The organism is Paraliobacillus salinarum (assembly GCF_014083865.1).
Taxonomy (GTDB): Bacteria; Bacillota; Bacilli; order Bacillales; family Amphibacillaceae; genus Paraliobacillus; species Paraliobacillus salinarum.
Window position 1 is genome coordinate 204,443 of sequence record NZ_JACEFA010000003.1, and the last position, 18,891, is coordinate 223,333.

Here is an 18,891-nt window from a genome sequence, read left to right on the forward strand (position 1 = left end):
CTCCTACTTATAACGCGTGCGATATATTAAACTGCCGTTAAATGCCCCGTCTGGAAGCATAGCTAATGTATTATCGCCTTTTTTCAATTTGAAGAAGGTACCACCAATCGCATGTTCTTTCATAAAATTTTGGCCATTTAAATAGACACTATCACTTGTATGATCAAACGTGATAATATCACCAGGTTGAGCAATATAAGGTACTTTATCTGGCTCTTTTTTATATCTCCAAAATTTTATATCTTTAATCTCTGCTTCAGACATTTCTGTTCCTGGCCACATTCTAAACGCGATCTGTATTTGTGTAATAGGTGTATGATAGTTATTGTTAACATCATTGTAGCTGTATTCAGATGATACCCAAACGTGCTTACCTTTGTTATCAATCAAAGCAAAATAAGGTCTTAACTTACCGTTATCTCTAAATATTTGTAAGATACCGTCAAAGTTATTCCACGCTGGTGCATAGTCAGCTTCACGATAATACGCTTCTCGATTACCTATCTCGCCCATTTGAAATTTACCTTGTACCTTTTTCAGACCTCGCCACACGTCCTCGATACCTATCTTCGCAACAATCTCTCCAAAAGCATCTAAGAGATAAATCTCTATCATTCCTGTTTGGCCAACTAGATTATTTAAACTAACCTTAGTAGCCATTCTGAAATTTTCTAAAGTAGCACCTATATCTCGTTTTATAGATGGTCCTTGCCATACTGCAGGTGATACAGGCGTACCAACAGAGTCTACGACAAATGCACCATTTACAGACTTCATTGCTCCTGTTATCTTCCCATTGTCAACCTTATCTGCAGTAATCCAACCAGCGAGCGATGTGCAATCATCATGCATTACTAGTTCTTCTCTAACAAATGTCTGATCTGATGCTGATGCCGGACGCCCTACCAGGTTATATTCATCGCCATTTGAGATCATTGCAAACGTAACTGGCTCTAGTACCTCAAGTTCAAACACAGGCTTTGCTTCAGCTGTGCCGGCTACATTTATTACGGTTCCTTGACCAGTTAGGCCGTGTGCTTTTTCTTGGCCATAAGCATACGGATCAGGACAAATAAACTGTATGGTCCCACTCCTTAAAAGAGACATCTTCTCAAAATCTTCTAAAGTATTTTGGACTACAGCATAATAAATGCGACCAGGCTCATCATCAAACTCTAAAGGAACAGGTTCATCAGTCAAAAGCCATTCTGCTAATTCGTCTTGTTTTACTAATGCGTCAGCATCATCTTTAATGCGAAAACCAACCGGTTGACTGATTGTTAATGGATCCACCTCTGTAGATTGTAAGTGTCCACCCGGATAACCTGGTACTGTTATTAAATTACGTCTTCTAGCAGCGAAGGGAGGTTTGCTTCGTCCACGTTCGATATATAGCCAATCTTTTCTTATACCATTAAACGTTATGGATTCATACGCCAAATTTCTCCCTCACCTTCTGCTTCCGATTTTGCGTTTCTGTTATTACAGGCTCCAATCCTTTACCTAGTGATCTAGCATCTATGATTGGGCTGTTATCTTTAGCCAACAATTGCATCAAGATTTCGTTTTGCTTTAACGTAGCGCTCAACAACTCTTTCGTATAATCAGCGACTGATGTTGATCTGGTAGAATGGTTTGGTGTAGTGGTTTGCTTTCCTATTAAAGCTAATAATTTGTTAAATGGATTATTTCTTAACGTATTCACTATTCTATCCGCTTCGCCTGTTGGACTAATTCCAGTAGCGAGCTTTGGTATATTCCACAGAGCATTTACTATGCTGTTTGTCTCGTCATTAGTAAAAACTTGAGCGCCTTTTGGAACACTATATAATCCGAAGTCAGCCATTGACCATTTGTTACCATGTCTAACTAATTCAGGACCTTCTTCTCCTAACCAAGATAAACCACTTGGATGATTAAAATAATCGGTACCATCAGCGTTACTACCAACGCCACTTGTAATGCTATTAAATCTTTTGAAGTTTTGGCTAATTGTTAACGTTCTTTTTAACGGAGCCGATAATTTACTATCTAAATCACTTATTCTAGGGCTAGTTTTGACGTTAACATTCTTATCTACGCTTTTTTCTAAAGCTGAATTAACACCACTAATTCTGCTATCTATATCACCTAGCAATATATTTTTGTTAACATCTTTACCTGCTTCTCTTGTTCTGTCCCGTTCTAAGCCTATACCTATTTGCGTTTTAGTGTTGTTGCTATCAATTTGAGTTCCTTGACTTTCTAATGCTTGTTTACCTAAGTTAATTTCATTCTTAACTTGATCCCAAAGACCCGCTTCGCGAAGGATGTCTTCAATAACTTGATTGTTTCTTCCAAGTTTCATATCAATAGCTGCTATTTGTTTATCGATTTCTACTTTATTTGCACCTTGCTTTTTCCTATTCTCTTCAAGGTTTTGACGCTCAATAACTAACTGTTCATTTTTCTTTTGAATTTGACCAACAATATTACCTTCCTCAACTTTAATTTCCGTTGTTTTGGCAAGGTTGATTATTTTTTGTTGCTCTTCCTGTGATAGCTTGGCCAGTTTTGTCTCAAGCAAAGAATTGATATTGTTGTAGAGTCCAAGTTCTTCAGATATATAAATTTTTGCTTCTTGTTGCTTCTTGTTAGTTTCGATCAATTTGTTTAATCGTTCTTGTTCTTCCTGATTAAGTTGACCATTCTTCGCTCTTTTTTCTTCAAGTTTTGCTATCTCTTCGTCGTTCTTTGCTATAGCTTTATCTAACTGTTCAAGACCTTTCTGACCTTCTTCATTAATTCCGGCTTGCTTTAAAATAATGTTTTGATATTGATCATCAAAGGCTTGTAACTTTTCTAAGCTTTCTTCTTCATTTGCGATCTTCTCACGTGTTTCTTTTGCACTTTCGGTCAGCGTTTCGAAAATATCACTATATTTCCCTTTTTGAATTTCCAATAAATCATTACGCTCATCATTTAATCTATTGAATTCTGCAGTCGAGAGATTTTCTTTTTCTAAATCAACTGCGATTTCTCTAATTCTCTTTCCGCGTTCTTCCTCAGACATTTGTTTAGCTTCTACAAGCTTAGTTATTCTCTCCTGATATTGCTCATGCTCTTTGTTGAGTTTATTAATCTCTTCTCTTGTTTCTTTTTCTTTTTCAAGATTTTTTATTCTTTCTCCCTCTAATTCGATGCGTGTCGCATCATAGAGAGAAGCTATATATTCATTTACCGCTTCCGTGTTTTTAGCAAATGCATTCCCCTGTTTTGAAATGTTTGCTTCTACATCAGGGGTTTGATCAATAATATTTTCGTTTGCTTTAAATAATCTCTTAAGCTCATCTTTTGAAAGTCCTGACTTCGTTGCAAGATTATCATATTGTTTTTGCAATTGTTCTATTTCACCAGGATTGCTAGACTTTGAAATTCTTATATTTAAGTCGTTGAGTTCAGCTAATTGTTCATTACTTATCTTTGCTTTTTCTGAAAGCTTATCAAATGTTTCAGCGCTATTTTCTAATTCCACTGCTTGATCATTTAATGACTTTGCAACGTCTAGAGTAGCTTCTTCAGCTTCTTTACTGTCCTTGGTCAAATCATATAATTTCAGACCCAAAGCACCTACACCAGCTACAGCTAAACCGACAGGACCTGCACCTAAAGCCATTGTACCTATGCGACCAATTAACCCTTTTCCTCCGACTTTTCCTAGCGTGTTAAATAAACTACCGCCTACCTTAACTACAGATCCAATCCCAGAACTTAAACCACCAAACACAGATATTACAGGACCAGCAGCTGCAGCAATCCCGCCAAGCATTACAATGTTTCTTTTTCCCTCATCGTCTAATTCTTCGAACCACTCAGTTACATCCTCAATGCCATCTTTGACATCAGGTAATACTTCTCTTGTAAAATCAAGAAGTGTTTCTCCAACTGGAAGTAATACTTCTTTAGCTTCACGCCAAGTAGATTTCCATTGCTTTGATATAGATTGCTCGGTATTTTTGGTCATATCGTCCATTGTTCCATCGACATCTTCTATACCTTCGCCAATACCACCTAATGAATAAACTGCATCAGATTCTAAATCCTCAAATTTTGTGCCATAAAGGTCCACTCCAATTTGGTTAGCTTCTACCTGGTTATCCATGCCTTTCAATTCTTTTAAAACTGCATTAGACACATCTTTTACAGTTTTCTCGCCGTTTTCATATTGTTTCCAAACTTTTTGGGTAGAGTCTGATAATTTATTCATTGAATCAGAGGTCGTTTTACTACCATCTTTTACACGAACCTGAAATTCTTTCATTACGTCATTGATATAGTCAAGGTTATAAACGCCTGCTTCTGTACCTTTCAGTAATAGTTCGAAATACTCTTCAGCAGAAAAGCCCATGCTTGCAAACAAGGTCGAATATTCGCTTAAGTTATCGAACATCTCATTGCTAAAATTAAGTCCCTTTTGTGCGCCCCTAGCCATTAAATCAAAGGCTTCATCCGCTTCAATACCAAAGCCTTTCATGACGTTGTTTCCTGCTCGTGTAACCTCGTTTACGTCTGATTCAAACGTTTCGGCTAAAAGAAAAGCTTTCTCTGTGATACGATCTAGATCTTCATTGTTCAATCCTCTAATGTTCTGCTTTACTTGTAATAAAGCCTGGTCAATTTGGTCAGCACTTTCACCAAAGCCATCGTTATAAATATTACGAGATATATCGGTTAATTCCTTAGCTTCTTCTGCAGTTAGACCTAAAGAATTTTGTATTTTTACCGCAGAGTCTTCATAAGAAGAAGCAACGAAACCCATCGCTGTTCCCATTCCAATTACAGCTGGTGTAACAGTCGTAGACATGGCGTTTCCGACACCTGTTGCTTTGTTACCAAAAGTTTTCATTTTGCTTCCTGCACTGTCGATTTTGTTACCCATCTTCGTCCAATTGGAATTAGCAATGCGTTGTTCTTCTCTTAACTGAGATAGATCCTTTTCTACACGTTCAACATACCGACTTAAATTATTCAAAGAAGCAACTTGGTTGTTATATTCTTTAGCAGCCTTTTGTGCTTCCGCGGAACCTTCACCATGTTCTTTAACCATCTTCTCATAGCTTTTTCTAGCACTGTCTGTAACGGCCTGTTGTACTTCTAACTTCTTGTTCAATCCTTTTAGCCTGGTTTCATATTTAGCAATAGATTTATCGCTACGATCAAACGCAGACATGTTAGCTTTCATTTCGCTGTTTACAGTGGTCAATTGGGATTTTAAATCTTTTAGACCTGAATTGATTTTCATTGCATCCAGGTCAAGCTCAATCGATAGACCTTCAATTCTTTCAGCCATCATTTATCCTCCCTTCTTAACCACCAAAAGCAGCAATAAGTGATTTTTCTTCTTTTGGTTTATTTTTATCTTCCATTAGCTGCACAATATAATGAATTGGCATATCGAGTATCTCGTTAATGTCCTTGCCGTTGTCCATCAATTTAAGGATGAGTTTATCTAAGTATTCCGCTTGCTTGGCGATAGAAAAATCCTCATCCGTTAATTCTTCTTCGCCAAAAAGTTTTTTGTTTCATTGCTTTGTTGCCCTTGCGCGACAAAAATTAATTGTTGTTTCAACACATCTTGACCACCAGGTGCGTGTAGACGATTATAAATATCATCTGGTGTAATCTTTCCAGCAAACACTTCATTGGCCACAAAATCTGCAATCTTATCAAACTTATCTGCCTCAGTCATTTCTGTGTTGGCTTCTACTTCATGCCACACTTCGATAGCATCACGAGCAACTCTTAAAGGTATAAAAGCAGGTGTCCATACCTTTTCAACTTCTGGTTCGTCACCTTTTAGCACACCTTCTGGATTCTTAACTAGCTCTAACATGTTTCTTTTTAAATTTGCCATATTAACAATTCCTCCTAAATTAAAAAGAGCAAGGTTTTATCCCTGCTCTTCCACTTTTCTAATCATTGGGCGTCCAGCTTTGTTTTTGTCCGACAATAGTTCATCAATACGCTCTTGGCTAACTTTCTTGTTTACCGGACGTGGCCATGGCTTATCTTTTTCATATTCTTTGTCGTCATCTAAATCACGCCAGTTTTCATTTGACAAATACTTTGCACTTTTCGCCATATTTTTTACCTCCTTTATCGCTTTTACGTATTCATATGATGCTCTGTCTTGGTTAACATGTTCAAGCGAATCATTAAAAGGTGTATGATTAACATACTTCCCTTTAAAAAATAGATTCTGATGATCGTCAACGACACCAGCATTATGAAAGATTTTAGTTTCATCATATTTTTCAATTGGATCCGTTGGCCAAGAAAAACTCATTTCTTCAGGCACCTTCACATCATTACCAAAGTGATAAACGTTCCACAATTGTGCCCACATCTCAGCTGTCCACTTTTGAATATCTGTGTTTGACTTATCGAGCAACTTATATAATGTGATAGAGTCATGATAAACCTTTTTCCAATATTCATAGCTTGGATGTTTGATTGCCCATTGCGCTCCACCTATCGGATTGTTATTGCGTATTAATTCCGGATCAACACCTATAACGTTGCACATATCCTCTAGCAAGCTTGTATCTTTGCTATCAATGTAAGCCACACTTAAATAACTCTCACAAGCAGATGCAATCCATTTATTTTTAGTTGGTTTAACTTTTGGTATTTCTCTTAAAAGTACGTCACTATCCAAATAAAAATAGGTTTCGTTTTCCCTCGATGGATTCTCTTGTAAATACCTCATCCATAAGTATGGTTTTACAGATGGAATATAAGATTTATCGTGTCGATCATCGCTATATACATGCGTTTCCACATCATAAGTTTCTTGTAAATATAAAGGCACCCGGTCATCCTGCTTTGTAAAAAGCAAAACAATATCACGGATGCCTAGTTTTTGAAGTCTTGTTATACAGACTTCTAATTCCCATTCAAATCGTTTGATTGCTGGTTGACATAAAATGTACTTCATACATTATTAAGCTCCAGTTGTAGTAGTGGTCGTAGTTGTCGATGGATGTGCAATGCCAAAGATTTTCTGGAATAATGCATCGCGATTGGTTGTAGAATCTTTAGCATCACGCGCAAAGATAACTGATTTTTTCTTTGAAAAACCAGTTACTTCTCTATCCATGAATTGAGCAGAAATCTCTTCATTAGAGAACTCTGTATTTTGACCCTTTGTATTACCTGTTATAGATGGTCTGGTGAATATTCCTTTAGGCAAACCAACATATTCCTTTGAACCGTCTTCATAAGTTTTCGTAAATATAACACCTACATACGGAGGGTTGTCATTATTACCCGCTGCAGTTAAACCTTCTACTACTTCCCAACCTAATAGCTTTTGCTTATCTTCTATAGGTATTTTATGAAAAGCAGAGTTTACACTTACATCCCCACTCGACACCGCCATTTCTGCTGTTTCGTTGTCACCATACGCACGAACCACTTCTTGTGGCATATCTACCGTAATGTTCTGCAAAAATTTCACTCGCTCTAACTGTGCAGCCGTTAAACCATCGTCAACAATGCCGTAATAAAATTCATCTACTCCAGTAGATGCTCTATAGTTTTTTTCGCCTGTAGCAAAATGTTGCAAATCTAATTTTAATAACTTTGTTTTTTCTTCGTTCATTTCGATTCACTCCTCATTGTTTGATTACTATTCAAATGAAATTTTTCCATCAAGCTTTACAAAACCAATAACATCACCATTCCCATTTTCTAACCATCCACGCCAATTAGTCTCTTCTGGATTTTTGTATTCCTTAAATACCATATCTATCACTCCTATAAATTATTAAAATCTTCTCGATACAAAGAACCGCGATACCTCCTAGCATCACGGAACACACCTTTGTCATATTCTTTTGGTCCTGCTGTTTGTCTAAAGCCAAAATGCTCCCATATCAAATCACGTACTTTATCAGCTAGTTTATCCGTCAATTTTCTGTCTTTACTCCATACATCGATCTGCAGTAAAAAATCCAACCTTGTCCATGTATCATCTGCAAAAACAATTGTTGTCGGTGTATCCATTGGATCTATAACAATATAAGCACCTGTCATATCACCTGTTTCAGGGTACTCATAAAACTTAATGCAACCAGCAGCGTTGGTATTTATATAGTCATCTGCAATTAATGCATCATAGATCATGTCTAATATATCCATCACAGACCACCTTTCAATGCTTTTCGAACAGCATCACGGTATACTTTCTCGCTATTCTTTAATGCTCTTGCTATAGCACCCTTACCAGCTGGATTAGGATTATTAATTGTTCCCCATTCGTTTAAATGGATTATGCGGTATCGACCATTAGGACCACGCCAATGTATCTTAATTGTGCGAACGCCATTCTCCCAAACAGGCCCCGTTATAGTTATTTCATCGATACTTGCCCCTGTGTCTTTAAAACTTTCAAATTCTTGTTTTAAAACCTTAACAAATTCATTAGCTGCATCTAGCAAAGCCTTGTCACTAATACATTGCATTGCTTGTTGTCCGAGTTTTTTCTCAAGCTCATTTTGCAGTTTTTTTAAACCTTTTACTTCCACACTCATTTGACCAACTCCGCAATAACATTAATAAAACGACTATTTTGTGGATCCGGTTGGACATGTTTCACATTGTAACGTTTCCCTATATATTGCGGATGATCAATAGCTATATAGTGCTTATCCGTTGGAATAAAATCTTGTAATGGATCTCTTATTACAATGGTGATATCAGATAAAGTACCGTTTGACTTAGCTCGCTCTACATCCTTTAACCACACTTCGTCAATCTTGGCCATACATTCATATAGAGGTTTCTTTTCTTGCTCACCTGGTTCTGGACCAGGATTAGGTGCGTATTCATAAAATGTAGTAGGTGTCCGTAATTGGCCAGAATGCAATCGAGGTGGTTTATATTCGAATTTCCGCAATTTAGACACCCCCTATTGTTGTGGTAGTAGTTGTTGTATCATCTTTTGCAAACTCCATATCTAAGCCCAGGCTGAGAATGTCACTCAAGAAGTTGTCATCAAAGTATTCAACCGCATCATTGTAAGCATATCGCGTACGCTCAAACACCAATTCTTTAGCTCGATTATCAATATCCGTTGTACCGTTAATATTAAATTCACCGCAACTGCTTTTTATTGCTGACACAGAAAAGGACAACAATCGTTTTAAATTGCTGTCCTCATCATGAGAAATATGCATCCTGTCTTTAAATTCATCTACAATTGTTTTCGTGATCTCTGCCAATCACATCACCCCGTTATGCGCCAGTCGTTGTAGTTGTTGTGCTAGTGCTTGTTGTAGTTGTCGTATTATCACTAGTATTGAACTGGATATTCAAGTCATATAGCAAAGCTGTTTTATTATCCTCTGGCTTACCATTAGCAAACTGCTTAATTGTGTAAAGCATTGCATCTTCAATCGCTAATGTTTGATCAAACTTGTTTGTCTTGTATCCTCCCGCTAGTGCTGCAAGATATTTTCCTTGTACAAAGAATAATGCTTTCTTTGAAGGAATTTCTTCTGATTCAACAACTTTAATGTTGTATGGTAAAGCCGTTACCCATTGTCCATTAGCTGTTTGAATTGTGTTTCTAGCTTGCACACTAATAGCATCGATTGGATTGACTACCATTACAATTTTATTTAACACTTTTCTAGCTTTATCTTTTTCATCGGTTGACAAAGCTTGAATAACATCATGTAATTCACCAACTACGACTTGCCCTTTATCTGATGGTGCAAATGTTAGAGTACCAGATGACGTTTTTTCTGTAACAGCTCCGTTTTCAGAATTAACGTTTTTCATTAATCCTATTGGTTCATTTTTTGTTGGTCCACGACCATTTACTAGTCCATATTCTAATCCTACGGAGTACGATTCAACTAATAGATTACGAACATAACGTTCTACCCACACAGGGCCTAGTTCCAACATGTCCTTTGGTATTACAGCGAATGCAGTAAGTTTCAATTGCGTGATTTGCTCTTCGCTAAACGCTGAGCTAACTTGTCCTTTAATATCTCCAAACAATTTACCCCATGCATAAGCTTTTGTCGGATCAGATTTAATAAAACGCGTCACTGCCCCTAGATCTCGTAGACCAATTGCTTGCAGTAATGGATGAGCTTCTGCTAGATCCTCGAATACTCTTTCTTGAGTAGTTTCTGGCAAAATAGAGTCTTCTTCAAATCCACCAGATGTCACAACTGCATTAAAGAACTTCTTCTCTTCTGAAGTGAGAACGTTTTGACCACGTGCCGATAGAATCTGTGCATCCATCTGTTGCGTGCGTACTTCTGCAGTAATCTTTTCAGTTAAATCTTCAGCAAGAGCTGTCTGCATCTCATCCCATGCAGTTGCAAGCTTCTCCTGGTCTTGTTCTTCCGCTTTCACTAAATCCATATATGCTTCTTTTTTAGCTTTAAAATTATCCATCTTCCCTTTTAATTTAATTGTCATTTCTCATTCCTCCAATATTTTTAAATTAAAAAATGAACCCTTTTCTTTTTGGCTGCGTTGCTGCAGCTGTTGAAGGTTCATTTTGATTATTGTTATTTTCTTTTAATTCATTTAAAATTTCTTCCTTAAAATCAGCAAACATATTCTTTACAGTTTCTTTATCTAATGTCTGTTCAGATTTACCTGGCACTTTGTTTAACTTCCCTTGTCTAATACCATCAATGACTTCTTGAGGTATTAAATTTAAAACACCAGCGTTGGCTGTAAGTTTAATTTCATTTTCAAACATGATTTCATCAACTAGACCTTTTTCAAGAGCATCCTGCGGAGTTAGCCATGTTTCTTCACCCATGAGATCCAGTAATTCTTTCTCATTCATACCGGTCTTTAAGCGATAGGCATTAGCAATCGTCTTATCCGTATTTTGTAGCATTTCAGATGCTTTGCTCATGTCCCGGTGGTCTCCCAAATAACCCATTTTGGAATTGTGAATCATCATTTCTCCTGTTGGAGCGATCAATACTCTATCACCGGCCATTGCGATTACACTTGCTGCAGATGCAGCTAATCCTACTATTCGTGTTTCAACACTTGCAGCATAAGACTTTAACTCCGTGTATATTTCAGATGCGGCATATACTTCACCGCCTCCACTATTGATAATGACTTCTAAACTATCACCATCAGCTTCTTCGATTTGCTTAGCAACCCCTTGCGGTGACGTATGTTCTATGTCAAACAAGTCATATATCCATGAAATATCGCTAGACACGATAGGACCTTTTACATTAATTCTCTTTGGCATCAATTCTCACCTCCTTCAAGTTCATCTAATGTTTGATAATTTTTCGTGATAACATATTCATCCATTCGTGGATCATCAACACGCTCATCACCAAACTTTTCTCTAACATCATTCCTGCTCCATGCTCCACTGGCAACCATTTTGTCTGCATTATTTGCATTTTCAATTGCGCTCTTTTCTGTAATGCCCTTAACATCGATTCGCTCACCTTTTAAATGGTCGTATTTTTCAATCAATTTTGCATTTAGTTCATCTGATATTTTCTTCACTAATGGTCCAACACAAAACTTAATGTATGCCTTAATACTTGTTTCATAATCTGATAAATCTCCATGCACTAATGCATTTGGTATTCCTAAAATATCAGCCACATCATCAGTTAGAGTTCTTTTAAGTTTTGTAATTTCCTCAATAGATTGCCCTTTACCATCACCTTTTGAAACTTCTTCATAAGTAAACCCTTTTAGCTTCGGAACCAGAGCGACCGTATTTTTTTTAAAAGATGCAAATAGCTTGTCAATAAACTCTTGTAACTTCCCTTGGGTTTCTTTATCTAATTTCTGTGCGGTATCCAATCCAACAGTTCCTCGTATTTGCTGGTTACGCATACTAATTTCAACCATACGACTGAACAAATTACCAAAATCTCTAAACATTCCATCCATAAACTTTGTTAGCTTTTCATTGTTAAAGGTCAAATAAATAACTTCATCCATTTGAAAAGAACGCCCGAAGGTATAATCTTTTACAGTAACATCAACAAATTTATCGGGATAAACTGCATATTCGATTCTTTCAAAGTCATCAACTATCAGCAAATCGTTATTATCTGTCAAAATTACTAAAACTTCATTTTCATAAATTAATTTATAGATAAAGTCTTGCCAAAAGTTCGCAGCTGTCTGATCTGTATTTGGACGAACATTTAATAAATAATGCCAATCGTTATACTGTCGTTTTTGATCTTTCATAATCCTGAAATCAGATTGACTTATTGTACGTCCTATAAAATTGATATTGGTTTCCAGAGCAATTTGCTTTAAATAATATCTGTGATTTGTTTCGTCAATTAAATCTAAATCAAATAAAGATTCGAGTTCACTATTTCGTCGTAAAACTTTATCCAACCATCCCACCTTTTTTATTCACCTCCTTTAGTAGTTCAAAGCTTCTAGTGCATCTAATGAGTCATTAAGGTCAGTTTCATCTTCCAACTCACTAGCACGATACAACGCGTGGACGAATGCCTGGAACCCATCTGTTTTACGCTTGACTTCTTCTTTCTTTAAAAACTGCTTTCCTGCTTGAGTTTCTTTTACATAAACATTATTGGTAAACCAACGCATTAATGGGTTATCATCAAAAATAAATTTATGATTTGCAAATCCATCTTCTACACGTGGCGCTAGTAATGGATGAATGCTTGAAGGTCGTCTTATCCCTTCCACTTCAAAACCTTCTGCTTCAAGTAGAGGTCTTAAAATATCCAACTTATAATTATCAGCAATAATTTTTTCCACACCATATATCTCGCGCATTTCAACAAACCAGTCAACTGCGTGCATAGGATTTAAAGAAGGTTCATCCACAACCTTCATCAATCCATCTTTTTCCCACTTCTTTATTGGCGCTTTTTTCTCAGTACCAAAATTGTTATTCGTATTTGAGTACCCATAATGCACATCGCAAAAATGTTTAATAGCAAATGTAAATGATTTAAATGCGTATTCGTCTTTTTTCTTAAATAGCAGTCCGCATGTAGTAAAATCTCGCACACTACCAAAATCTAACGACCCAATAGGCTTTGTATCGAGTTTGAAAAATGGTCGATTAGTTGCCATTATTTCTTCACGGGAAGCAACAGAGTTTTCCATATTGTCTTCTATGAAATTCATTCGTTTAGTAACAAACGCAGCACGTCCAGACGGATTATAAGCTAACTTGTCATATTCCTTTTTAACCTTGTTGAATAAGCGTTTACCACGTTTATTCAAAGGTTCTTGAAGTGCGGGATTAGCTTTCGCCCAATTATTTGGATCATCCATTTCTTTTAAATCATCTAACTCACAGATGTATGGAAAAACACCTGAGAACTCAATTAATCCATTAAGCACATCTTCGCATTCACGATATTTAATATCGAAATACCCTTCTCGAACATAGCCTTTTGTTCCGATGAAAAATTGTCTACCGCAATCAACCTTACCAAGACCACCAGAAAATACGTCAACGATTTCTGTATCTTCCATTTCATGATACTCATCATAGATTACTGCACCTTCACGCCCACCATCTTGCGAGCTAGCATTACTTGTTTTATACTCGAAAACGCTTTGTGTTTCTGTACCAGTAATGCTACTTTTAAAGGCTTCAAATTCTTCTAGTAGATCCTCATTGCCGTTTTTATTTATAACCCGAAAACATTCTAAGAAACTTCTCTTTGCCTGCTTTTCAGAGTTAGCAACAATAGAGACATCATAGTAGTCAATCCCGTGTAAAGGACTGATGAAGTAATTAGCAAGGGTAGAGATGAAACCATTCTTACCACCACCGCGCCCCATGTTAATGACAAACTCATCAAATATAGGTTCATCATCTTCTTTACGGAACAAAAAAATGAATGGGGTTATAAATTTCTCCCATTCATCTAATTCGAAATACCAGGTTTCACTGAAATCTATATAATTTTCAATTTGCTCTTCATCGAAATAATAAAGATCATCACGCGGTAATATATGTTTCTCAATTAAACAGATTAGCTGTATTCTTTTTTTGTTAAGTAATAGTTTGCCACATTTCCAGTTCTTTATATAATCTTCAACATACTTGTTATACATCATAAGCTATCTACGACCTAATAATTTCGATTTCCCATCATTTTTAGGTTGTGGCAATAGATCGGTTAATTGTTTAATAATCGTCTGATAGGTTTTATCTCGATTGTCATAGTTTTCAACTATAGGTCGCTTGCGATCATACGGCACCTGGTTCTCACTTTGCGAAAACTTTTCATACTCCCCGTTTTCTAAGATGTCTTTCCAGTTATCATCTAATAAAATTCGTAGTCGAGCAGCCTGAGTGATTAATCCTTCTGCAACGTCCAGTTGGTTTTTAGGGATGTTTTTAAAAAGACTCTTCAGTCTTTTAACTTCTAACTCTACTCGACCCTCCATGTCATCAATTCTGTCGTTTAATAAATAAAGTACAGATACGCCTAACGCTTCTGCAATTTTAGCCAAGAGTTCTAAACTAGGAGAATTTTTACCTTGTTCAAGACTTGCATAATAGTTCGTTGAAATCCCTGCTTCCTTAGAAAAATCAGCTTGTGTCAACTTTTTCTCTTTTCGTTTTTCCTTCATTCGAAAACCAACTTTTTGCTTATCCAAATTAATCACCTTCTTTCTGTATGGACTACGGGTAGGGAGGGGGTATCATTTCATGTTGCAACCGCCGAGTTGACTCCCCCTTTACCGGTGCCCCCGATGGTTAAAATCGCGAAACTTTTTAGGTGGGGGGTGTTCTAACAAAATAATTATCTAAATATCTTTTTTCGCTCTCGCTTAGTTCGTAAATATAAATGGCATTGTTGAATGATTGTTCTGTTGTTTCTCCATACACCATTCTTGATTTAACTTCCTTAACGCAAGCTAACACTCTATCACTTAATGTATAATCATCCCCGTTTGCAAAATCAATTCCAATCCTCAACTAACATCACCACCATTCATCATCCCACTTAGGTTTCTTTCTCCATAAAGAATAATCAACATATCTCCCATGTTTCTTGTTATGACAGTTAACACATAACGTTTGTAGATTGTCCTCATCAAGTGCAAGCTCCGGATAGTCTTCTATCTCTTTGATATGGTCCACTACCAGCACGATCTTCTTGCGCTTTGCAGACTCACTGTACTCATTGGTATCAATCGTTAATCCGCCTTGTCGTTTACACTCCTGGCATTCGTAATTGTCACGTTCCTTAATATCTTCCCGTAATAGCTTCCATGGTCTACTGTCATAGAACTTACGCTTTTGTTGCTTAGTTTTGTATTCAGCAATCTTCCTCACCTACTTTTATGCATAATAAAAAGACATCTCTTTGTGTGAGATGTCTTATCGAAAATTTATAAATGTTCATCACCAGTTAATACGTGGTGTGTTATCTGGTTCTGGAACTTTTTTAGGTTTATGTATGTTATTCTTTTCTCTGTTGCCAGGCTTCGTACCTCTAATATCTTCTAACAATTCAACAATCCTACCAAGCGCCATTAATACAGCCCCGACAGCTAAACTACCTACGAATGATGTAATAGCCGTTGTCCATACACTGGTTAATTGAGATTTCAGTGCCATAAAAGTACCCATATATTCATCTGGATACTCTTTTACTTCACTCCATGTTTCCCAATCAAAAGAAGAGATAATTCCTATTGCTCCAATAAAACCTAATGCAACGATAAATATTCCTAGCTTACTATAAAAATTATTGCTCATCTAAACCAATCCTTTCCATGTATCATTACATAGAATTTTATCAGTTATTGGATTGTTTTTCCAGAAGAAAAAGGAATCTCCGTTTATATCGAGATTCCTAAATAGTTAAGGCTTCATTAATTTATAATATCTTTCACTAATTTTCCTTTTATGATTTGCGATTTGTTTTCGGCTCCAGTCTATATTTTCATGCAACTCTAGTAGTTTTTTTATAAACTCAATTTCTTTATTTTCAATCACCAAATTATTACCCCAACCATCAGTCTTTACATATTTCCAATTTTCATTAAAAAACAAATTTATATCGGTCTTTATATTTTTTATATATAGATATACAGTACCATCTATTTCACTAGCATCATACATTAATGTTTTAATTTTTTCATCAACACGATATTTATCAAACATTACAAGTGTTCTTTCATCTTTTTTTTGTGTCATTAACAAATCTAACAATTCTTTTATTTCAATTAAAATGAAATCAATTTTTCTAAAATCAATAGGAGCTTTATTTACAAACCTTTGATTCTCGCTTGAAGTTATAGTTAATCTAACCCCTAATAATGTCAAAACACCACCAATTATAGACCCTAGATAACTTCCAAAAAAACCAATCCAATTATTATCTTGGACAACGTGTATGTTAGGAACACTTTTTGAAATTATATAATTAAATATGATTGGTGGAAGTATAGTTATTAACAAGAAAAAATAAATCCACTTTTGGTTCTTTTTAAATAGATATATTAAATCGGAAACTAAATATTTTTGACCTTTCTCTTCTTTCTTATCCATATTAATCTTCCTCCTTAATAAAACATTTTCGACAAAAATAAGTAAAATCCTGCAAGTTTAGCAGGTAAATTTAATCATATGTCGAATTGTTATGTAAAGGAGGCTTTATATTGAAAAGATACTTATCTGGATTACTTGGAGTAGCATTTGCTTTACTAATTCTAGGCTGGATTGCTAACTTAGATCAACAATCAGCAAAGGATGTTTTAGATTCATTCATTAATTGGGATGCCATGAATGATTGGTAGCGAAAAAAGGCACTCAACTATAATTATAGTGAATGCCTTTTTAATATAAAAATCCTATACTAGCATAATAACACGTTTTATAACGTTAAAAGTGACATTAAAATGACTAGATTTTTCTAACTATAAGTTTTCCTTGAGATTCTGCTTCTGAAATTAAATTTTTATTTGCAGTAAATAAATAAATATTAGGGACAGATGCTAAATCTTTATCGTCTGATATAACCTTGTTTATTCCAGCTCGTTCAACGAACTCCATTAAAAACAAATCATAACCATCCAACGCTTGTTTTCCCATTTTATTTAATGCTAAATCTGTAGTAACTTCATTTATATATTCATGTTCTAGTGGTCTTCCGAAAGTTTTTACTTGTTCCCAGGAAGTTTCAACTTCTTCCACCACTTTCGCTCTTTCTGATTGATTAATTCTATAATCTTTAGGCTTTAACCCCTTGTTGTTAGTAGTGATCTTGTAAATCTCTCGTTCTACTTTTTCAATTTGATGAGCTAATTCTGACAATGATAAGCCTGATCTAAAAAGCTTTGTCCCTAAAACTAGTGCCGCTTCTATATAATTAGGATAATCAGTCAATTGGTACTTATTTCCGTTTTGGTTTGCCCGATGATAAGTTAACCAAAACCAAACATTTGTATCTACAAAGAATTCATCTTGTTCTAATGGAGTATCATTATTTATATCGATTATTCCCTTTGCATTAATGATCATACTAATTCTCCTCATTTATAACTTTATCAACTGCGTTCTTAAGATCAGTATTATTGTAATATTCAGCAGAATTTTTAATTGATTTTCTCACAAGATTTTTCCCATTATCTGTTAGATTGATAAATTTTATTTTATCATTTAAGTCTTCTGCGTGGTAGTCTTTTAGCAACTTTCCTATTGCAGTATTAAAAAAAAGTGTTGCAAAAATTTGCACTCCTTCAAAATCAACTTCTACATTTTTTTCGTTATCAATTGATTCTCTTATTGCTTTATACACTTTCTCTCCTTTATCCATTGAGAGAGCGTTTTTATCACCTATAAGATCAAATACCTTAATTAGCATTTTCATCCTCCTTAAAATAGAAAGAAATCATCATCAATTTGTTCTTCTTTAAAGCTATACTTATTTTCATCACAATTTAAAGAAATATTTATTGCTGTTCCTAAAAATGTAGTGTTTAACGAATAATACTGGACACCATTTTTGCTTATAACACAGCAACCATCATCAGAATATATTTCAAGCTTACCTCTGTTTATTTCTATAAAATCTTTTAATACCCCTAACCCTAATCCGCCTATATAGTCTTCAGAAATCCTTGTAGTATTTTTGTCAGCTAAAGCCCACCTTATAGCCTCGTACGATGATAAAGAGACATCTCCCAGAAAATTTCTTACGTTTTTAGGAATACTTACACCAAAGTCAACAACTGTTAACTTTAACTCATTACCAGATGGATAATGCTGTCCACAACTAAAAACACCTATTTCAGATTTACTATGCTCGTACGCATTTGCGAATATTTCATATACTTTTCCGACAATTGCATTTTTTAAATCTTCACTAATGTTAATCCATCCTCTTCCAAGCCACTTTTCTTCTAAATAATTGTTTATACCATCTTCATTATAAGATTCTAAATACGGAATTGAATTACCCGTCCAAGGTCCTGTTTCATCAAAAAAATGCGATATAAAACCATTTTGTTCTAAATTAGTATATACTTTTTTCTCTAAAATATTCAAATTAAGGTATACAGTAATATTATTTTTTTGTAGATTTCTTATTACCCCTCCTAAAAAAGCCACTGCATTTTGTCTGAGAAATCTACAAAAGCTAAAATCTAATAGCACCTCAGAATGTGATAAATTTATAGATTCATTATATATATTAAATAGTTTTATGAAATCTTCTATTTCATCGTTTATTGTTGGAATTCTTATTTTGTACATGAAGTATCCAAACTCCTCATAATTTGTTGTTAAAATATAAAATGATTTAGTCATTACTTTAACAAATTCTACAATAATCATTGTTTTCCTGCAAAATCAACAAATTATTTTAA

General features: G+C 35.3%; 23 protein-coding genes and 1 pseudogene. 1 reads left to right on the forward strand and 23 read right to left on the reverse strand.

The features are described from left to right. Window positions 1-3 precede the first annotated feature (3 nt). The 20 genes and pseudogenes from HP569_RS05120 to HP569_RS05205 all read right to left on the reverse strand — a co-directional run bounded on the left by HP569_RS05120 (window position 4) and on the right by HP569_RS05205 (window position 16,573). Window positions 4-1,440 carry a distal tail protein Dit gene (locus HP569_RS05120; RefSeq protein ID WP_182200087.1) on the reverse strand — a complete coding sequence of 479 codons (1,437 nt, stop codon included), beginning with the start codon at window positions 1,438-1,440 and terminating at the stop codon, window positions 4-6. Continuing rightward, entirely contained in the window at window positions 1,430-5,329 is a 3,900-nt protein-coding gene (locus tag HP569_RS05125) for a phage tail tape measure protein (RefSeq protein WP_182200088.1), read from the reverse strand. The genes HP569_RS05120 and HP569_RS05125 overlap by 11 nt, the downstream gene beginning before the upstream one ends. A gap of 16 nt (window positions 5,330-5,345) precedes the next feature. After that, a complete protein-coding gene (gene gpGT, locus HP569_RS14520) occupies window positions 5,346-5,468 on the reverse strand; it encodes a phage tail assembly chaperone GT (RefSeq protein ID WP_281366439.1) in 123 nt (40 codons plus the stop codon). Between the two features lie 62 nt (window positions 5,469-5,530). Continuing rightward, window positions 5,531-5,893: a phage tail assembly chaperone G gene (gpG, locus tag HP569_RS05130; RefSeq protein ID WP_182200089.1), complete on the reverse strand. Its 363-nt coding sequence runs from the start codon at window positions 5,891-5,893 to the stop codon at window positions 5,531-5,533. A 36-nt stretch (window positions 5,894-5,929) separates the two neighbouring features. Next, the gene (locus HP569_RS05135; RefSeq protein WP_182200090.1) at window positions 5,930-6,976 is read right to left on the reverse strand and encodes a hypothetical protein; all 1,047 of its coding nucleotides are present in this window, start codon (window positions 6,974-6,976) and stop codon (window positions 5,930-5,932) included. A 6-nt stretch (window positions 6,977-6,982) separates the two neighbouring features. Next, complete coding sequence (locus HP569_RS05140) at window positions 6,983-7,642, reverse strand: major tail protein (RefSeq protein ID WP_182200091.1); 660 nt, start codon at window positions 7,640-7,642, stop codon at window positions 6,983-6,985. 155 nt (window positions 7,643-7,797) lie between these two features. Beyond that, window positions 7,798-8,181 (reverse strand): DUF3168 domain-containing protein, encoded by a 384-nt coding sequence (locus HP569_RS05145; RefSeq protein ID WP_182200092.1) that lies wholly within the window; start codon window positions 8,179-8,181, stop codon window positions 7,798-7,800. Then, the gene (locus HP569_RS05150; protein WP_182200093.1) at window positions 8,181-8,573 is read right to left on the reverse strand and encodes a hypothetical protein; all 393 of its coding nucleotides are present in this window, start codon (window positions 8,571-8,573) and stop codon (window positions 8,181-8,183) included. Before HP569_RS05150 ends, HP569_RS05145 begins: the two co-directional genes overlap by 1 nt. Beyond that, window positions 8,570-8,938, reverse strand: coding sequence for a phage head-tail adapter protein (locus tag HP569_RS05155; protein WP_182200094.1), 369 nt, complete (start codon window positions 8,936-8,938; stop codon window positions 8,570-8,572). Before HP569_RS05155 ends, HP569_RS05150 begins: the two co-directional genes overlap by 4 nt. Before the next feature lies 1 nt (window position 8,939). Continuing rightward, on the reverse strand, window positions 8,940-9,218 hold the full coding sequence (locus HP569_RS05160) for a phage gp6-like head-tail connector protein (protein WP_182200151.1): 279 nt from the start codon (window positions 9,216-9,218) through the stop codon (window positions 8,940-8,942). Window positions 9,219-9,276: 58 nt separating this feature from the next. Then, window positions 9,277-10,479, reverse strand: a complete 1,203-nt coding sequence (locus HP569_RS05165) for a phage major capsid protein (protein WP_182200095.1) — start codon at window positions 10,477-10,479, stop codon at window positions 9,277-9,279. A 25-nt stretch (window positions 10,480-10,504) separates the two neighbouring features. Then, window positions 10,505-11,284 carry a head maturation protease, ClpP-related gene (locus tag HP569_RS05170; RefSeq protein ID WP_182200096.1) on the reverse strand — a complete coding sequence of 260 codons (780 nt, stop codon included), beginning with the start codon at window positions 11,282-11,284 and terminating at the stop codon, window positions 10,505-10,507. Further along, window positions 11,284-12,420, reverse strand: coding sequence for a phage portal protein (locus HP569_RS05175; protein ID WP_182200097.1), 1,137 nt, complete (start codon window positions 12,418-12,420; stop codon window positions 11,284-11,286). Before HP569_RS05175 ends, HP569_RS05170 begins: the two co-directional genes overlap by 1 nt. An 18-nt stretch (window positions 12,421-12,438) precedes the next feature. Beyond that, window positions 12,439-14,124, reverse strand: coding sequence for a terminase large subunit domain-containing protein (locus HP569_RS05180; protein ID WP_182200098.1), 1,686 nt, complete (start codon window positions 14,122-14,124; stop codon window positions 12,439-12,441). A 3-nt stretch (window positions 14,125-14,127) separates the two neighbouring features. Next, window positions 14,128-14,457, reverse strand: a complete 330-nt coding sequence (locus tag HP569_RS14555) for a hypothetical protein (protein WP_343051105.1) — start codon at window positions 14,455-14,457, stop codon at window positions 14,128-14,130. 27 nt (window positions 14,458-14,484) lie between these two features. Continuing rightward, window positions 14,485-14,643, reverse strand: a pseudogene (locus HP569_RS14560) (helix-turn-helix domain-containing protein); the annotation flags it as partial. A 145-nt stretch (window positions 14,644-14,788) separates the two neighbouring features. Next, the gene (locus tag HP569_RS05190) at window positions 14,789-14,992 is read right to left on the reverse strand and encodes a hypothetical protein (RefSeq protein ID WP_182200099.1); all 204 of its coding nucleotides are present in this window, start codon (window positions 14,990-14,992) and stop codon (window positions 14,789-14,791) included. Between the two features lie 6 nt (window positions 14,993-14,998). Then, the gene (locus HP569_RS05195) at window positions 14,999-15,343 is read right to left on the reverse strand and encodes an HNH endonuclease (protein WP_182200153.1); all 345 of its coding nucleotides are present in this window, start codon (window positions 15,341-15,343) and stop codon (window positions 14,999-15,001) included. 78 nt (window positions 15,344-15,421) lie between these two features. Further along, entirely contained in the window at window positions 15,422-15,778 is a 357-nt protein-coding gene (locus tag HP569_RS05200) for a hypothetical protein (RefSeq protein WP_182200100.1), read from the reverse strand. A gap of 105 nt (window positions 15,779-15,883) precedes the next feature. Then, window positions 15,884-16,573 carry a hypothetical protein gene (locus HP569_RS05205; RefSeq protein WP_182200101.1) on the reverse strand — a complete coding sequence of 230 codons (690 nt, stop codon included), beginning with the start codon at window positions 16,571-16,573 and terminating at the stop codon, window positions 15,884-15,886. A gap of 110 nt (window positions 16,574-16,683) precedes the next feature. Here HP569_RS05205 and HP569_RS05210 point away from each other — a divergent pair, with 110 nt between their 5' ends. Then, complete coding sequence (locus tag HP569_RS05210; protein WP_182200102.1) at window positions 16,684-16,821, forward strand: hypothetical protein; 138 nt, start codon at window positions 16,684-16,686, stop codon at window positions 16,819-16,821. A gap of 106 nt (window positions 16,822-16,927) precedes the next feature. Here the strand turns inward: HP569_RS05210 and HP569_RS05215 are convergent, their stop codons facing one another. The 3 genes from HP569_RS05215 to HP569_RS05225 are packed head-to-tail and all read right to left on the reverse strand — an operon-like array spanning window position 16,928 to window position 18,859. Continuing rightward, window positions 16,928-17,545, reverse strand: coding sequence for a PIN domain-containing protein (locus tag HP569_RS05215; protein ID WP_182200103.1), 618 nt, complete (start codon window positions 17,543-17,545; stop codon window positions 16,928-16,930). 1 nt (window position 17,546) lies between these two features. After that, the gene (locus HP569_RS05220; protein ID WP_182200104.1) at window positions 17,547-17,888 is read right to left on the reverse strand and encodes an STAS-like domain-containing protein; all 342 of its coding nucleotides are present in this window, start codon (window positions 17,886-17,888) and stop codon (window positions 17,547-17,549) included. A gap of 11 nt (window positions 17,889-17,899) precedes the next feature. Continuing rightward, the gene (locus HP569_RS05225) at window positions 17,900-18,859 is read right to left on the reverse strand and encodes an ATP-binding protein (protein ID WP_182200105.1); all 960 of its coding nucleotides are present in this window, start codon (window positions 18,857-18,859) and stop codon (window positions 17,900-17,902) included. Window positions 18,860-18,891: the final 32 nt, after the last annotated feature.

What these genes read in the sequence shown, in the direction of transcription:
- HP569_RS05170 (WP_182200096.1), bottom strand. Translation starts at nt 11,284, where the DNA reads ATGCCAAAGAGAATTAATGTAAAAGGTCCTATCGTGTCTAGCGATATT.
- HP569_RS05225 (WP_182200105.1), bottom strand. Translation starts at nt 18,859, where the DNA reads ATGATTATTGTAGAATTTGTTAAAGTAATGACTAAATCATTTTATATT.
- HP569_RS05180 (WP_182200098.1), bottom strand. Translation starts at nt 14,124, where the DNA reads ATGATGTATAACAAGTATGTTGAAGATTATATAAAGAACTGGAAATGT.
- HP569_RS05135 (WP_182200090.1), bottom strand. Translation starts at nt 6,976, where the DNA reads ATGAAGTACATTTTATGTCAACCAGCAATCAAACGATTTGAATGGGAA.
- HP569_RS05215 (WP_182200103.1), bottom strand. Translation starts at nt 17,545, where the DNA reads ATGATCATTAATGCAAAGGGAATAATCGATATAAATAATGATACTCCA.
- gpG (WP_182200089.1), bottom strand. Translation starts at nt 5,893, where the DNA reads ATGGCAAATTTAAAAAGAAACATGTTAGAGCTAGTTAAGAATCCAGAA.
- gpGT (WP_281366439.1), bottom strand. Translation starts at nt 5,468, where the DNA reads ATGGACAACGGCAAGGACATTAACGAGATACTCGATATGCCAATTCAT.
- HP569_RS05140 (WP_182200091.1), bottom strand. Translation starts at nt 7,642, where the DNA reads ATGAACGAAGAAAAAACAAAGTTATTAAAATTAGATTTGCAACATTTT.
- HP569_RS05165 (WP_182200095.1), bottom strand. Translation starts at nt 10,479, where the DNA reads ATGACAATTAAATTAAAAGGGAAGATGGATAATTTTAAAGCTAAAAAA.
- HP569_RS05220 (WP_182200104.1), bottom strand. Translation starts at nt 17,888, where the DNA reads ATGCTAATTAAGGTATTTGATCTTATAGGTGATAAAAACGCTCTCTCA.
- HP569_RS05205 (WP_182200101.1), bottom strand. Translation starts at nt 16,573, where the DNA reads ATGGATAAGAAAGAAGAGAAAGGTCAAAAATATTTAGTTTCCGATTTA.
- HP569_RS05145 (WP_182200092.1), bottom strand. Translation starts at nt 8,181, where the DNA reads ATGGATATATTAGACATGATCTATGATGCATTAATTGCAGATGACTAT.
- HP569_RS14555 (WP_343051105.1), bottom strand. Translation starts at nt 14,457, where the DNA reads ATGGAGGGTCGAGTAGAGTTAGAAGTTAAAAGACTGAAGAGTCTTTTT.
- HP569_RS05150 (WP_182200093.1), bottom strand. Translation starts at nt 8,573, where the DNA reads ATGAGTGTGGAAGTAAAAGGTTTAAAAAAACTGCAAAATGAGCTTGAG.
- HP569_RS05200 (WP_182200100.1), bottom strand. Translation starts at nt 15,778, where the DNA reads ATGAGCAATAATTTTTATAGTAAGCTAGGAATATTTATCGTTGCATTA.
- HP569_RS05160 (WP_182200151.1), bottom strand. Translation starts at nt 9,218, where the DNA reads ATGCATATTTCTCATGATGAGGACAGCAATTTAAAACGATTGTTGTCC.
- HP569_RS05125 (WP_182200088.1), bottom strand. Translation starts at nt 5,329, where the DNA reads ATGGCTGAAAGAATTGAAGGTCTATCGATTGAGCTTGACCTGGATGCA.